The 15,787-nt window shown below is 46.4% G+C and carries 17 protein-coding genes and 1 pseudogene; 4 read left to right on the forward strand and 14 right to left on the reverse strand.

The window, feature by feature from the left end; translation table 11 throughout:
• Positions 1–115: 115 nt before the first annotated feature.
• On the reverse strand, positions 116–751 hold the full coding sequence (locus Q7V21_RS01545; RefSeq protein ID WP_069296119.1) for a response regulator transcription factor: 636 nt from the start codon (positions 749–751) through the stop codon (positions 116–118).
• On the reverse strand, positions 748–2,085 hold the full coding sequence (locus tag Q7V21_RS01550) for a LapD/MoxY N-terminal periplasmic domain-containing protein (RefSeq protein WP_304915599.1): 1,338 nt from the start codon (positions 2,083–2,085) through the stop codon (positions 748–750). The genes Q7V21_RS01545 and Q7V21_RS01550 overlap by 4 nt, the downstream gene beginning before the upstream one ends.
• 124 nt (positions 2,086–2,209) lie before the next feature.
• Between Q7V21_RS01550 and hemL the strand changes: the two genes are divergently transcribed.
• The 4 genes from hemL to Q7V21_RS01570 all read left to right on the forward strand — a co-directional run bounded on the left by hemL (position 2,210) and on the right by Q7V21_RS01570 (position 6,773).
• Positions 2,210–3,496: a glutamate-1-semialdehyde 2,1-aminomutase gene (hemL, locus tag Q7V21_RS01555; RefSeq protein ID WP_304915600.1), complete on the forward strand. Its 1,287-nt coding sequence runs from the start codon at positions 2,210–2,212 to the stop codon at positions 3,494–3,496.
• The gene (gene sbcB / locus Q7V21_RS01560; RefSeq protein ID WP_304915601.1) at positions 3,497–4,939 is read left to right on the forward strand and encodes an exodeoxyribonuclease I; all 1,443 of its coding nucleotides are present in this window, start codon (positions 3,497–3,499) and stop codon (positions 4,937–4,939) included. It begins immediately after the preceding gene.
• Between the two features lie 37 nt (positions 4,940–4,976).
• Positions 4,977–6,488 (forward strand): B12-binding domain-containing radical SAM protein, encoded by a 1,512-nt coding sequence (locus tag Q7V21_RS01565; protein ID WP_304915602.1) that lies wholly within the window; start codon positions 4,977–4,979, stop codon positions 6,486–6,488.
• An 84-nt stretch (positions 6,489–6,572) separates the two neighbouring features.
• The gene (locus Q7V21_RS01570; protein ID WP_304915603.1) at positions 6,573–6,773 is read left to right on the forward strand and encodes a DUF1289 domain-containing protein; all 201 of its coding nucleotides are present in this window, start codon (positions 6,573–6,575) and stop codon (positions 6,771–6,773) included.
• Here Q7V21_RS01570 and Q7V21_RS01575 read toward each other — a convergent pair.
• The 12 genes and pseudogenes from Q7V21_RS01575 to Q7V21_RS01630 all read right to left on the reverse strand — a co-directional run.
• Complete coding sequence (locus tag Q7V21_RS01575) at positions 6,770–7,321, reverse strand: hydrolase (protein WP_304915604.1); 552 nt, start codon at positions 7,319–7,321, stop codon at positions 6,770–6,772. The two genes, Q7V21_RS01570 and Q7V21_RS01575, sit on opposite strands and share 4 nt — an antisense overlap.
• 15 nt (positions 7,322–7,336) lie before the next feature.
• The gene (locus Q7V21_RS01580; protein WP_304915605.1) at positions 7,337–8,659 is read right to left on the reverse strand and encodes a TolC family outer membrane protein; all 1,323 of its coding nucleotides are present in this window, start codon (positions 8,657–8,659) and stop codon (positions 7,337–7,339) included.
• 9 nt (positions 8,660–8,668) lie between these two features.
• Entirely contained in the window at positions 8,669–8,995 is a 327-nt protein-coding gene (locus Q7V21_RS01585) for a rhodanese-like domain-containing protein (RefSeq protein WP_304915606.1), read from the reverse strand.
• A 15-nt stretch (positions 8,996–9,010) separates the two neighbouring features.
• Positions 9,011–9,670, reverse strand: a complete 660-nt coding sequence (locus tag Q7V21_RS01590; RefSeq protein WP_304915607.1) for a protein-L-isoaspartate O-methyltransferase — start codon at positions 9,668–9,670, stop codon at positions 9,011–9,013.
• Positions 9,671–9,869: 199 nt separating this feature from the next.
• Positions 9,870–10,655, reverse strand: coding sequence for an ABC transporter permease (locus tag Q7V21_RS01595; RefSeq protein ID WP_304915608.1), 786 nt, complete (start codon positions 10,653–10,655; stop codon positions 9,870–9,872).
• The gene (locus Q7V21_RS01600; RefSeq protein ID WP_304915609.1) at positions 10,652–11,590 is read right to left on the reverse strand and encodes an ATP-binding cassette domain-containing protein; all 939 of its coding nucleotides are present in this window, start codon (positions 11,588–11,590) and stop codon (positions 10,652–10,654) included. The genes Q7V21_RS01595 and Q7V21_RS01600 overlap by 4 nt, the downstream gene beginning before the upstream one ends.
• 312 nt (positions 11,591–11,902) lie before the next feature.
• Positions 11,903–13,096, reverse strand: a complete 1,194-nt coding sequence (gene pqqE, locus Q7V21_RS01605; protein ID WP_304915610.1) for a pyrroloquinoline quinone biosynthesis protein PqqE — start codon at positions 13,094–13,096, stop codon at positions 11,903–11,905.
• Positions 13,068–13,352, reverse strand: coding sequence for a pyrroloquinoline quinone biosynthesis peptide chaperone PqqD (pqqD, locus tag Q7V21_RS01610; RefSeq protein ID WP_304915611.1), 285 nt, complete (start codon positions 13,350–13,352; stop codon positions 13,068–13,070). The genes pqqE and pqqD overlap by 29 nt, the downstream gene beginning before the upstream one ends.
• Entirely contained in the window at positions 13,349–14,077 is a 729-nt protein-coding gene (pqqC, locus tag Q7V21_RS01615; RefSeq protein WP_304915612.1) for a pyrroloquinoline-quinone synthase PqqC, read from the reverse strand. Before pqqC ends, pqqD begins: the two co-directional genes overlap by 4 nt.
• A 21-nt stretch (positions 14,078–14,098) precedes the next feature.
• Positions 14,099–15,013, reverse strand: a complete 915-nt coding sequence (gene pqqB / locus Q7V21_RS01620; RefSeq protein WP_304915613.1) for a pyrroloquinoline quinone biosynthesis protein PqqB — start codon at positions 15,011–15,013, stop codon at positions 14,099–14,101.
• A gap of 139 nt (positions 15,014–15,152) precedes the next feature.
• Complete coding sequence (gene pqqA / locus Q7V21_RS01625; protein ID WP_081443609.1) at positions 15,153–15,224, reverse strand: pyrroloquinoline quinone precursor peptide PqqA; 72 nt, start codon at positions 15,222–15,224, stop codon at positions 15,153–15,155.
• A 266-nt stretch (positions 15,225–15,490) separates the two neighbouring features.
• Positions 15,491–15,787, reverse strand: a pseudogene (locus tag Q7V21_RS01630) (PQQ-dependent dehydrogenase, methanol/ethanol family); the annotation flags it as partial.

Here is a 15,787-nt window from a genome sequence, read left to right on the forward strand (position 1 = left end):
TTCCTATGGACTTGTGATACAGCTTACTGAATGCAAGCTCATTCGCCATGAGCGACTTCTCCTTTTAAAACGGGAATATGTTCCTTTTCAAAAACATACATGTAAATACAAAGCCTTAGGACGATAAACCATGACTGATGGCAAAACGCATCAGCTCAGCTGTTTTATTGATATCCAGTTTGCCTTTTATCTGTGTCAGGTTATTGGCAACTGTTTTATAACTGATGCCTAAAACGTCCGAAATTTCATTCATGCTCTTGCCTTCGCCCAGCAAGCGTAAAATTTCCAATTCACGTCGTGACAGATCACTTAGCGCACTGGTACCGGCATCAATATTCAACATTGCCAATTGCTGGGCCATATCTGGACTGAGATATATTTTGCCTTCGAGCACTTTACTGACGGCTTCGACCAGATGATCTGCCGCATTGTTCTTGGTGATATAACCGCGTGCTCCAGCTTGCATAGCCCGAGAGGCAAACACTGGATCTTCATGCATGCTGAACATTAATACCTTGGCGGTATCGCGATTGGCACGAATGCGGCGTAATACTTCAAGACCACCTACCCCAGGCAACGTGATATCCAATAACACCATATCCGGATACAGTTCCTGAAACATCCGGTAGCCTTCCTCGCCAGTTTCGGCTTCAACCACTTTGGCCGAGGGAATTTGTTGGATTAACTGCCGGCAGCCAGCTCTGACAATCGGATGATCGTCTACTACAAGGATTGTGATGTTTGGTTTCATTTTTTATTTTCACTCTTCATAGGGATCATTACCCGTACCTGCAAACCCTGACCTTCGGCAGTATCAAACGCAATCTTACCACCTAATGCCGAGACCCTCTCTCGCATACCGATCAAACCAAAGCCTTTAACAGCAGATGTGTCCAGACCTTTACCATCATCGGTGACAGTTACCTTTATATATTGTTTTTCGCGCTTCACTTCAACCCGCACATGGCTGGCTTCGGCATGCCGCACACAGTTGGTAGTACATTCCTGAACGACACGATACACGGTAACCTGCAATGTATCTGCAAGACCATTGAAATCGCCAATAAAGTCCCACTCCCAATCAATTTCCGGTTGTCGATCACGCCAGTTATGCAACATATCACGCAATGCTTCCACCAAACCTAAATCATCCAATGTCATCGGACGCAAACGACTGAGCATTTTGCGGACCAGTGATTGGATATGACTGGTGATTAATTTAACCGAACTGACCTTTTCTTCAACATCCGGCAATTTGTTTTCAATGGCGATACGCTCAATTTCAGCCAGATCCACGCGTATACCAAACAGACAAGGTGCCAGCTCATCATGTAATTCGCGGGCCAGATCACGCCGTTCGGACTCCTGCAAGGTCAGCATATTGCCAGCCAACGCATGGTTTTCAGCCATGGTGGTTTCCAACACATCGGCCATGTGATTAAAACGAATCTGGATCGGTTTTAATTCTTTGGCACCGCCGGTATCTACCCGCGCATGAAAATCGCCTTTTTCCAGATGCCCCAATGCGTCGGCTAATTGCTGTAATGGCCTTAAACCATGTAATAACGCCAAATAGATCAGGCTGGAAATCACGGTAAGGAAAAACAAACCCAAAAATAACAAGGTTTCCATATCGCGCCAAACTTCGGTGACTTCATCACTGGGATCTGCTTCAACTACCAGATAACCATATGACTGACTGCCACGGGTGATCAGTCGCCTGAAGGCAACCGCTTCGGGTTCCATCAAACGAATAAACCAGTCCGGTGCATCAGGTTTATTGGTAAACGGCACGCCTTCTTCATGACCGATTAGCGGTTGCCCATTCATATCTTCAAACCAGGCACGAATATGTCGAGTATGACGCACACTATCGACGATCAGGGTGACCCGTTCACTCAGATCATTGGAAAAACGTAATGTCGGTAAGGCATTGATCAATAATCCCCGTGCCAGTTGGGTACTGGATGCCATTTCGGCAGCCACTGCCTGGCGGGCATTCTGGATCATAAAGTAGCCTGCGGCGACAAAGTTGAAAATCAGGATCAAGGTTACAATGATCAGTAAACGCAGTTTCAGGCTCATGTCGGGTCAGTTATCTCGCTGTGATAGGCTAAGGCCTGTTGAACGTTCATAGTGGCATTGTTGTGACTATGAAAAATCAAATTGACCTACAATTATCGCACATCATCAAATCAGGACTCTGTAAATGCAAGCGCAAAGCAATCAACAACTTTTCCTTCAGGCTCAAAAACATATCCCAGGTGGTGTCAATTCACCGGTCCGTGCATTCAAAGGTGTCGGTGGTGATCCGGTATTTTTCAGCAGCGCAAAAGGTGCCTGGCTCACTGATGTGGAAGGCAAAAATTATATTGATTATATCGGCTCCTGGGGACCGATGATTGCCGGTCATGCGCATCCGCAAGTTATTGAAGCCGTTCAGCTAATGTGCGCAAATGGTCTTGGTTATGGCGCCCCCACGGCGATTGAAACCGAGATGGCGGATTTGCTGTGTAAATTAGTACCTTCAATGGAAATGGTGCGTATGGTCAGCTCTGGTACTGAAGCGACTATGAGTGCCATCCGCCTCGCCCGCGGCCATACCGGCCGTGACAAAATCGTTAAATTTGAAGGCTGCTATCACGGTCATGCAGACTCTTTATTGGTAAAAGCTGGCAGTGGTGCATTAACCCTTGGCGAACCCTCCTCAGCTGGTGTGCCGAAGGCCATTGCAGAACACACTATTACTCTACGTTACAACGATATCGAATCGGTAAAACAGTGTTTTGCTGAAGTCGGTAATCAGGTCGCCTGCATTATCGTTGAACCGGTTGCCGGCAATATGAACTGTATTCCGCCGATTCCAGGCTTTCTCGAAGGCCTGCGTGAAGTCTGTGATGAATACGGCAGTCTGTTGATATTTGATGAAGTGATGACCGGTTTCCGAGTGGCCCTGGGTGGAGCTCAGGAACATTATCAAATCAAACCCGATCTCACCACGTTAGGCAAAGTCGTAGGTGGTGGTTTACCGGTAGGCGCATTTGGTGGCCGGAAAGATGTGATGCATTCCATTGCGCCACTTGGTCCGGTATATCAGGCAGGAACCTTATCCGGTAATCCAGTAGCTATGGCAGCAGGCCTGGCTACTTTGAAATTGGTTCAACAACCCGGTTTTCATGATCGCCTCAGTCAGCAGACCGCTAAATTAGCTAATGGCCTGAAACAAAAAGCGGATGCTGCAGGCATTCCGATGAGTGTTAATCAAGTTGGCGGTATGTTTGGCTTTTTCTTCACTGACATTGAAAACGTGCAGTTTTTTGAACAGGTCACCCAATGTGATCAGGAACGCTTTAAAAAGTTTTATCACGGTATGCTGGATCGGGGTGTTTATCTCGCTCCTTCTGCTTATGAAGCAGGTTTTGTTTCTGCGGCACATGGTGATGATGAAATCGAAGCCACTTTGGCAGCAGCTGAACTGGTACTGGCGAGCTTATAAATGAATACACTGTACTGGCACGATTATGAGACGACGGGTACCGATCCACGCTTTGATCGGCCATTACAGTTCGCCGGTGTGCGTACCGATGAAGATCTGAATATCATCGGTGAACCGTTAATGATTTACTGCAAGCCAGCGGCTGATGTATTGCCTCATCCAATGGCCAGTTTAATCACTGGCATTACCCCTCAAAAAGCTTTGCAGGAAGGTCTGACTGAAGCCGAGTTCATTAAACAGATCCATGCTGAACTATCTCAGCCCGGCACCTGTGGGGTAGGTTATAACAGTCTGCGTTTTGATGATGAATTCACCCGCTTTGCGTTGTTTCGTAATTTTTACGATGCCTATGCCCGTGAATGGCAAAACGGTAATTCGCGCTGGGACATTATTGATATGGTGCGCCTCACTCGCGCTTTGCGCCCGGAAGGTATCGAATGGCCTAATCGTGAAGATGGTCAACCTAGTTTTCGTCTGGAAGCATTAACCGCAGCAAATGGTATCGAACATCAGGGAGCCCATGACGCGTTGGTAGATGTTTACGCCACTATCGCACTGGCAAAATTGATCAAAGATCGCCAGCCCAAGTTATATGACTATATTTATCAGTTACGTCGTAAACAGCAATTAGCGCCGTTACTTAATCTTCATCAGGCTGATCCGGTGTTACACACTTCCAGGATGTACCCATCAGAATACTGCAATACTGCCTTAGTCGTACCTTTAGCCAAAGAGCCTAATAACAGTAACGGTATTATTGTCTATGACCTTCGCCATGATCCTTCGGCGTTACTGGAACAGGATGCCGATACCATTCGACAGTGGTTGTTCACGCCAACCAAAGATCTTCCCGAAGGCGTTTCACGTCCGGCATTAAAAACTGTGCATATAAATAAGTGTCCGGTCATTGTGCCAGCAGCCACGCTGGATGATGCGGCGGCGCAGCGCCTGCAGATTGATCGCGAATTAAGTCATCAACATCTGCAACAATTACGTGAGGCTGGGGATTCTTTACAAAAGAAATTACAGGCCGTGTTCAGCCAGAAATCCTTTGATGAAATTGATGATGTCGATGCCAGCCTGTATGGCGGTGGCTTCTTTGATGACAGTGACAAAAATAAGATGACACTGATTCGTGAAGCCAGCCCCGATCAATTGGGCACTTTATCGATTCCGTTTAATGAGCCGCGGTTGCCGGAAATGCTGTTTCGCTACCGTGCTCGCAACTGGCCGGAATCACTGAGTGAAGCCGAAACCGAACAATGGCAACAGTTCTGTCGTAACAAATTGACCGCAAGCAGTTCGGCTGGACTAACCTTTGAGACCTTTAACAGTGCATTGGCCGAATGTCGGCAGCAGGAACTGACTGCTGCGCAACAACAAACTCTGGATGAACTCGAATCTTATGTATCGGCGCAACAAGTGGCATTAATGAATAACTGAACATATTGAACAGCTACGTTTGATTTACAATGTGCGCATGTCGACCTCAGCCAAAATCCTGCTTACCACCCTGAATGCCCGCTATATGCACTCGGCATTTGGTTTACGTTATCTGTATGCCAATCTTGGTGAGCACCAATCCACCGCTGAGCTGGTGGAATTCACCATTCAGGAACAGCCATTAAGCATTGTCGAAAAATTGCTTAATTACCAGCCGGAAATCATCGGCTTCAGCGTGTATATCTGGAATGTCAGTGAAATTGAAGCCGTGGTGGCTCTGTTAAAATCCATTAAACCTGAAATTCGTATTATTCTCGGCGGTCCGGAAGTCAGCCATTCTCCCGATTTACCAGCAGTGTGTGAAATGGCCGATTATGTTATTGCCGGTCCCGGCGAACAGGATTTTCGTGAACTTTGCGAAAAATTACTGCAAGGTGAACAACCACAAACCAAATATATAGACGGCCGCGCCACCCCACTGGAACAACTGGTTCTGCCCTATCGTTTTTACAATGACGAAGATATTCGTAACCGGCTGATATATGTTGAAGCTTCCCGTGGCTGCCCGTTTAAATGTGAGTTCTGCTTATCGGCATTGGATAAAACCGCGACCGCTTTTCCATTGGATGCTTTTCTGGCAGAAATGGAGCAGCTCTGGCAGCGCGGTGTGCGGAATTTCAAATTTATTGACCGAACCTTCAATCTGAAAATCACCACCAGCATCGCTATTCTGGAGTTTTTCCTGGAACGAATGAGCGATGATTTATATCTGCATTTTGAAGTGGTACCGGATAATCTGCCGGACAAATTAAAATCCGTTTTACAGAAATTCCCACCCAATACTCTGCAGTTTGAAATCGGTATTCAGACCTTTGATAGCGAAATCCAGGAACGTATCAGCCGTAAGCAGAATAATGATAAAAGCAAAGACAATATCTGCTGGTTGCGTGAACACAGTGGCGCACATTTGCATACCGATCTGATCTTCGGCCTGCCCGGCGATACGCTGGAAAACTTTGCCGACAGCTTTGACCAGTTAATTGCATTGAATCCGCATGAAATTCAGGTCGGCATTCTTAAACGTCTACGTGGTGCACCATTAAATCGACATAATGAGCCCAGCGATTTACGCTTTAATCCGTTGCCACCTTATAACCTGCTCAGCAGTCGGGAAATTGATTTTTCGACCATGCAACGAGTGAATCGCTTTGCTCGCTATTGGGATTTAATCGGTAACTCCGGTCGTTTCATCAATACTCTGCCATTGCTCTTGGATGATCAGCCTTTCTGGCACTTTATGACATTGTCCGATCGGATCTATCAACGGACCGGGCAAACCACCAAAATTGCTCTGAAACGTTTATTTGAACTGATTTATGTGGTGCTGACCGAAGATATGCACCAACCAGCAGAGTTGGTCAAAGACCATTTGCGTCTGGATTATGCCCGTGCCGGACTCAAAGGCCAGCCGGATTATGAAGCGCTCCCCACCTTAAATAAACCAGCCAAAGTTGGTATGGCCAATAAACGTCAGCGGTTTCATGCCTGAGTTTTTACGATCAAATTTGGCTATGAACGAAAATAAGTTGTTGGGCTTCGCAAGCTCAGCGCCAACTAACCATAAAACACTCTCATGAACTCAGAACAGCCCTTCACACCCAGCCCTTGCATTGGAAAATGCGGACTTGATGCCCAGGATATCTGTCGTGGTTGTTTCAGGACGATGGATGAAATCTTACGTTGGGAGAAAATGAATGAAGAAGATAAACAGAAAACCGTGATCAACTGTAAACAGCGACGCCAGCAACGCGCTAGCGGGCAGCGGAACCGCTAAACAATCAATTTAGCCAGTGTTTTAAACTCGGCATGACCGGCATCCCCTAGCCATTCAAACAGCACGGACTCCACATTACTGACGATCACACCGGCATGGCGCAGTCGATGTAAGGAGTTATATTGGTTACTTTTTGCACGTGAGCAAACCCCATCTTCCACCACATGCACACGGTAGTTTTCCGCCTTTAACGTTAACGCGGTCTGTAATACACAGATATGGGTTTCCATTCCAACCAGAATCACCTGATTACGCCGGGTGGCAGCCAGCTGATAACGAAAATCCGGCGATTGCATGCAGGAAAAACAGGTTTTCTCAATAATTTTGGTGCCTAAAGGCAAGTTTTCCTGTAATTCGGGTTCTGTCGGTCCCAACCCTTTGGGGTATTGTTCTGTGACAATAACCGGGATATTGAGCACCTTAGCGGCGGTAAGCAGCGTTTTAATCTGGTTATTAAGACGCTCCCGCACACCTTCGGGCATCGCCTTAGCCAGTTTCTGTTGCACATCAATGACGACTAGAACACTGTCTTGAGAATTTGCCATCATGGCAATAACGACCCCTTAAGCCCTTGGCTCCAACCACTGATTGATTTGTTCAATATCATTGATACTCACAATGCCAGCGGCTTGTTTCAACCTTAAAGTATTCACCACGTAATCATAACGCGACCGCGAATAGTCCCGTAATGCACTGAATAACTCACGACGGGCATTCAACACATCGACTGTGGTACGTGTACCAACTTCAAAACCTGCTTCAGTGGATTCCAATGCTTTCTGATTGGAATATACCGCTTGTTTTAACGCATTCACCCTGCTGATACCCGACATCACACTATTATATGCAGCACGGGTTTGCCGCAAAATGGCGCGGCGTTGTTCTTCTTCGTTTTGCATCGCTTCATCCAACCGGAAGCTGGCTTCACGGGTTCTGGAGTTAACCACACCACCCGCATAAATAGGAATATTAACCTGTAAACCTAATATTTTCTGATGGGTTTTGTTGCTACCGCTCAGGTTACTGTCACTTTGCGAGGTATAGCCTTTCTGAGCCACCAAATCCAGAGTCGGGTAATGTCCGCTGCGTTCAAACTCGATATTTTCTCTGGCAAGCCCCACATTGCTGCCAGCAGCAAGTAATACCGGATTCATCACGATGGCTTGCTCGCTCCACTCGTCAATGCTTTCAGGTTCCGGCTTTACCAGAGGTGTTTCAGCTCTGAGCTCAGCTAAGTTGCCAGGATATACACCTGCGGTTTCACGCAAAGCTTCCCGGCTGTTAGCCACCAGATTTTCTGCTTCAATGACGGCAGCGTTGGCTAAATCATAAGCGGCACGCGCTTCACTGACATCGGTAATGGTTGCCAGGCCAACTTCAAATCGTTGATCAGCCTGTTCAAGTTGTTTTTCAATTGCTTCGAGCTCAGCCAAAGCAAAACTCAGATCATCTTCAGCACCCAATACGGCGAAATAACGCTCAGCAACACGAACAATCAGTTCCTGTTCAGCAAATTGATAATTGGCTGCCGCGCCTTCAATGGCAATATCTGCCTGACGAGATTGCACAAAGTTATTACGGCGATAAATAGGTTGTACCAGACTAATGGTATAACCATGGTCATTGTATTCACTGGTACCGCCAAAACGTTGTGATGAGCTGTCAGACCATACCCGGCTATTATTGGCGACAACATCAATCTGCGGTAAAAATGCCGCATCAGCCTGATCAGCCAATTCGCCTGTCGCCCGTTGGGCTGCACCTTGCGCCATCAGGATCGGATCACTTTGTACTGATAAATTATAGATATCTACCAGATCTTGAACCGCCAATGCCGGTCGACAAAATACAGCAGCAAAAAAACTGATAATAAACAGCGCTTTCATGCTCAATCCTTAATAAACGTTCATACTGGTATCGATCTGAGCCGCCCAGGCGTTCATCCCGCCTTCAAGATTAATAACGTCAGAAAAACCTAATTGTTCGAGATATTGGCCAACTTGAGCACTGCGTTGACCTGAACGGCAAATCAGCACTATCGGGCTGTCTTTGACAGTTTCAAGTTCTCCCACCTGAGCTGGAATACTGTTCATTGGGATATGCTGAGCGTTTTGCAACATGCCATTTGCAAGCTCATGTGACTCACGAACATCAATTAAAATGGCTTCCTGCCCGTGATCCTGCAAAAATTCATCCAGTTGAGTTGCTGACATTTGTTTCATAACACGTTCTCTACGTTAAAAAGTGAATTCAGTTTTTGTTTCAGCATGCACCATCGGTGCTACCACTGTTTCAAATAAATTTTCGGTTTGCCATTGCCATTCACCGCTGCGGGTGATGCGCTGCACCTGCATTGCCGGTGCCTGACCAGTTATTGCCACTAAATGCCCTCCGACTTTGAGTGCATGAAGATAATCTTCCGGGACTTGCTGACAACTGGCGGTCAATACAATGACATCAATACGATCGGCCAAATTCCAGCGATGGCTGGCATCGCCGCACTGCAATATCACATTCTGCACACCTGCAGCATCCAGTCTTGATTTGGCCAAAGCGGATAGTTCAGCAAAATATTCAATACTAATGACGTTTAATGCCAGCTTTGCGATCAATGCCGTGAAGAAACCACTGCCAGTGCCAATTTCCAGCACTGAATCCGATGCTTTCAATTGCAAGAACTGCAAAATTCGCCCTTCTTCCAGCGGTGTCCACATAAACTGACCACAGCCTATAGGCAGTCGGGTATCTGAATACGCCAACTCTTTGTAATCATCAGAGACAAACCGTGCGCGATCAATGTTTTGTAAAGCCTCCAGAACTTGCGGATTGGAAACTTCATTGGGTCGCACTTGCTGCCAGACCATATTGGCATGGGCTGGATTCATGGTGGATGTCATGCTTGATTTCCTAGGCATCGAATGCTGCTTTTAATCGGTTAGGATATGACCTTTCCAATAGCCGTGCAACAGCATGCGCATTAGATGCATCTATCGAAATAGACTGACAGCTATAGGTTGTTTGTCATGGATGTTAATAAGGTACTTATTGTTGCGACTGCACTGAGACATCCAGCATCAGAAACCGTTATTTTTTTGCCTAACCGCGCTTAGTCGCCCGATGAAATAATGGCTCATGAACCGACTCACGAGAAAAACGCCAGCAGGCAATAATAATGGCTAGCGTAGAAAACACTATCAGCACTGCCATATCCGTCCAGATAGAAAAATCCGACTGGGCACTGGGAACCGCATGTTTTAATAAATCCACACCATAGCTAAACGGGTTAATCAACACGATATAGCGCAGAAAATCAGGCAGTTGACTCACCGGGTAAAGCGCACCGCTAAGGAAAAACACCGGGAAAATAAAGAAATTCATGATCACTGCAAAGTTATCCAATGTTTTGGAAAATACCGCAATCAAGCCGCCCATCGATGCACAGGCCACCGCAGTTAACAAAGCCGGTGGAATCAAAAACAAAGCGATGTTGATATCAATCAACCCTATCAACAGTAATATGACTAACAGCAATAATGCCTGCACCATGGCGGTAATCGTCGCGGCAATCAGTTTGGATAGCACAATCCAGTAATGTGCGACTGGCGCAATCATCATCATACGCATCACACCGAATTCTTTGTCATAGACCAGTGTTAGTGCTGACAATAAAGCCGCAAATAACAGCGTCATTGCCAGTACGCCAGGCACCAGAAACTGCAGATAGCCTTCCTGTTGTGCTCCACTGAGCATACTGCCCACACCAGAACCAATGACCAATAACCAGATCATCGGCCTTACCATAGAGCTAAACAATCGGGCTTTTTGTCTGAATAATTTAGTCAGCTCACGGCCTACTACTGCTTTAACCGGTAACCAACTCATGCAGCTTGCTCCTGATCTGGCGGACAGACTTTCCACAGATAAACATCATTGAGATTCGGCTTGCGCCAACGCATGGCATTAATACTGTCGCCCAGTGACTGTTGCAGCGAATGCAGATCAGTATCGGCATTTTTAATCAAAAAACTCAATTGTTCATCTTCAATAATCGGTTGACCAAACTGCGGTGTCAGCTGTGAAACCACATGCTCAATATCAGCACATTCAATTTCCAACACATAGGCTGCCAGCTGTCGCATCAAGTCCGTGGGTTTTCCACCTTTTTGCAACACACCGCGCTGAATAAAATCGACATGGTCACAAGCCACGGCTTCTTCGAGATAATGTGTGGTGAGGAAGACTGTCATGCCGTGATCGCGACGCAACTGTTCAACAAAGCGCCAGATAGAACGACGATTGGGCAAGTCCAGACCTATCGTGGGTTCATCAAGGAATAACACCTGTGGCTGATGCAATACGCCGCGGGCAATATCCACTGCCCGACGTTGACCACCGGAAAGCGCCAGCAGTTTGGCATTACGCCTGCTTCCCAGATTAAATACCGCCAATAATTCTTCGATACGTTCATTGGCCTGTTTTTTTGACATGCCATAAAGCGCGGCAGCAAATTGCAGGTTTTCGTCGACCGTCATTGTGCGATCCAAGGCCGAATCCTGAAACACCAATCCGACCGAACGACGTATTGCCACCGGATCTGCCAATATGGATTGATTAACAATCCAGGCTTCACCTGCTGATGGTGAAGTCATCGTAGTAAGCATATGGATAGTAGTGCTTTTGCCAGCACCATTCGGTCCTAACAGTCCATAGCATTGGCCTGCTTTTATCTGAAGATCCAGCCCATTAACGACAACGGCCTGACCATATTGTTTGGTCAGGCCGCTGGTTTTAATTGTTAGGGTCTGTTGATCTTTCATAGCGGCCTCTGTTGTGAATTGAAAAAACGCCACACAAGGCGCGAGGAATGTAGTTTGTGAGATACATCCATGTATCTCACCCTTTAGGGCTTACGCTCAAAAACGTTCCAGACGTTTTTGTAGTTATTCTAAATGAATGACGAGCAACACCGTGTGGTGTTTTTTCAATCACAACCCGAAGGGCTGGGGGCACATTCCGTCCCACTGCTTTATAAATGATTTATGTAGAACGACTACACCGCATCATTTCCGCCTTGTTGGACAAAATGTGCCTTCAGCAGTGGTGGCTATGAAATATCAACAGACCCTCACTCAGAACCCACTGATTTGTTTCGAGTTCTTCGGATTACGGAACACCAAAGGTTTGGCAATTTCAACAGGTTTCGCGGCTTCCAGGCGTCCTCTTTCAATTGCTTCATCAACCACATGACGATTAGGTGATTTACTGCAAACCGGATCGGCTGCTGCAGGATCGCCCGTCAACATGTATGCCTGGCAACGACAACCGCCAAAGTCTTTCACTTTTTCATCACAGCTGCGGCAAGGTTCTTTCATCCAGTCAAAACCGCGGAAGCGATTAAAGTCGTTTGAATCTTCCCAGATTTCCTTAACGCTGGTATCCCGCACATTCGGTAATGTCATACCGGGTAATTCACGTGCTGCATGACATGGTAAGGCAGTGCCATCCGGCGTGACAGTGAGAAACACGTTACCCCAACCATTCATGCAGGCTTTCGGCCGATCTTCGTAATAGTCCGGCACAACATAATAAATCTTCATATTGCCTTTTTGCTGTTCCTGATACTCATGAGCAATCCGCTCAGCACGCACCAGCTGCTCTTTCAAAGGTAATAATTGATCGCGATTGTGCATCGCCCAACCATAATATTGGGTGGTGGCAAGCTCGACATAATCGGCATCAAGATTGATCGCCAGATCCAGAATTTCGTCGATTTTGTCGATATTCTGACGATGGGTGACAAAACACAACACCATCGGATAACCTGCGGCTTTAACCGCTTTGGCCATTTCAATTTTGTGTTGAAATGCATCGGTACCGGCAATCAGATTATTTAAATCTTCTGAGCTTGCCTGGAAACTGACCTGAATATGATCCAGACCGGCCTCTTTAAATGCGATTGCCTTACTGGAATCCAATCCGATTCCGGAAGTAATCAGGTTAGTATAGAACCCCAAATCACGTGCGGCACGGATCAATTCAATAATATCCGGACGGGCAAGTGGTTCACCCCCCGATAATCCCAGCTGTGTTGCCCCCATCGCCCGAGCTTGTTTGAAAACATCAATCCATTCCTCGGTGGTCAATTCGCTTTTAATCTTGGCGAAATCCATCGGGTTTGAACAATACGGGCATTGCAATGGGCAAGCATAAGTCAGCTCAGCCAATAGCCATAATGGCTGTCGGATAGCATCACGTACATTCATCCCCAGAGCACCACCGGTGCTACCGGGCGCTTTATTCTGCTCTGATCCAGTCGTTGCCATGTGCTTCCTCCAAAAACTGATAGACGTCATCGTCTAAGTCTGCGCCATCAAAGGCGACTTTAAGTTCTGCAATCAATTCGCTTACAGTCTGTTTTTTCTCACTGACGCGTTTCAATATTTCGCCAGCGGCAGGGTTTAGTTTGACCATGCCTTCGGGATATAACAAAACATAGCAGTCCTGCATCGGTTCCCATTGAAAGCGGTAGCCTAATGCCAGTACTGGCACACTGTCTGCGTTAAATACGCGCTTGGTCATTTTTCAACATCCATACAATAAGGTGGGCGATCTTCAATATACGCCATCCACATTGCATCTAACATGGTCCACAAGATATCCAGCTTGAATTGCAGCAAATCCAGTGCACGCTGTTGCTTCTCCCGGGTCTCACAATAATCCAGTGTGATTTGCAGGCCATGTTCGACATCGCGACGCGCTTCACTTAAGCGTTTACGGAAATAGCGATAGCCACTTTCATCAATCCATGGATACAGTTCCGGCCAGTTATCCAAACGCGCCTGATGAATTTTTGGCGCAAATAATTCGGTTAATGATGATCCGGCAGCTTCCTGCCAGGGTGCACGGCGGGCAAAGTTTACATAGGCATCAATCGCAAAGCGCACACCGGGTAATACATGTTCGTATGAGGTCAGCTCCTGACGTGTCAGACCGACTGCTTCACCTAGTTGCAACCAGGCTTCAATACCGCCTTCCTGACCTTCAAAACCATCATGATCCAGAATACGTTGCACCCAATGCTTGCGTACTTCGGCATCTTCACAGTTAGCCATAATCGCCGCATCCTTAATCGGAATTGCGGTTTGATAGTAAAAGCGGTTCGCCACCCAACCCTGAACCTGTTTCTGGTTCAGCTTGCCCGTATGCATCAATTTATGAAACGGGTGATTGATGTGATAGAACTGCTCTTTATCACGCAGCTTTTGTTCGAATTCTTCTCTTGACCATGGTGTGTTGTCAGCCATCGTTTGCCCTTTCCCGATTGTTTATAGCTCAATATCCATACCGTCATATGCCAACTCAATTCCTGCGTTGTTAAGCACCTGACGTTCTGCCGATTCTTCATTGAGAATCGGATTAGTATTATTAATATGAATCAAAATCTTACGTGGACGTTCCATCGAATTTAAGAAACTGATGGTGCCGCCCTCTTCTGACTGATTAATATGGCCCATTTCCTGAGCACGTTTATCACTGATGCCTTCTTTGGACATTTCATCATCTGTCCACACAGTACCATCCACCAGAACTACATCGGCATTACGCATAAATTCCAAAACGTGGTCTTCCACCACGCCAAGGCCCGGTGCATAAAATACATTTTTGCCAGAGCGAGTATCCTCAACACGAATACCAACATTGTCACCCGGCACAGTGTTATGACGATGCGGTGAGTAAGGTGGTGCTTCACTTTTCAAAGGTACAGCAGTAAATATCAGCCCCGGTGCAGCTGGAATAGTGAAAGGCACTAAATCTGTTTTGATTTCATGCCAGTTGATCCCTCGGAAATGACCGAGAATATTGAAGACCGGAAAACCAGTGGTCAGATCACTGTGTACCGCTTCAGTACAGTAGATATCCCATGGTTTGTTATGTTCACGTAATGTCAGCAGACCAGTCACATGATCAATTTGAGCATCGGTGATTAATATCGCTTTGATAGCAGTATCACGAACTTCTCTGGCTGGTTGTAATGCCGGAAAATCATCCATTTGTTTTTTGATATCCGGTGATGCATTAAACAAAATCCAATCCACACCATCTGAGCTGATGGCGATCGACGATTGTGTCCGAGGGCTCGCTTTTATTGTTCCTTCGCGCACGCCTTTACAGTTATTGCAGTTGCAGTTCCATTGTGGAAAGCCTCCGCCGGCGCCTGACCCCATGACATGTATGTGCATATTTCTCTATCCTGTCGACTATTCAGCAAATCACACTGATTTATTGTGGAGTGTCATCGTAACGTAAAGCAGTCTGATTTGCTGGTCGGTTGAAGATGTCCGGGGTCTTCACCCCGGACACATATCTGATCGTTAAGTCTTAACGGTTGCAGATATACATGGTTACTTCAAAACCGAAACGCATGTCTGAATATTCTGGTTTAGTCCACATAATAATTTCCTCTCTAAAAGTTATTTATAACACCGGCTGAACTATTCAGGCGGTAGAGAGATAGTACGGTGATGTGAAAGAAGTAGCGTCAGCAATTAACGCCTTGGCGTTCAGGATTTTCCTGAATGGGTGTCAGGAAAAATAGCCTGATTTTTTGCTATGAGATTGTTTAAATCCCATCGAAAAAAAAACCCGACATCAATGATGTCGGGTTCTTAGTTTTAACTAATGTGTCTACTTATTCACTGTAGACTTTATTAGGGGTCTTACAAGCTAAATACGCTCAGAATACCACCCAGGTTAGTCCAGCTAGACAGTGCTTTGTAAGCACCAACTGCGCCCAGACCGTCTGAATCATTTTCCAAACTTGGGATAGCCATACCGATACCAGCCCAACCACCTACACCAGACAGTACTGAAACATACTGTTTGTTGTTGTGTTTGTAGGTATTAACGTTACCGATAATGCCTGATGCTGTTTTGAATCTCCACAGTTCACGACCTGATTGGGCATCAACTGCTTTCAGGTAACCTTCCAGCGTACCGTAGAACACAACATCAGA

Source organism: Methylophaga sp., from assembly GCF_030651745.1.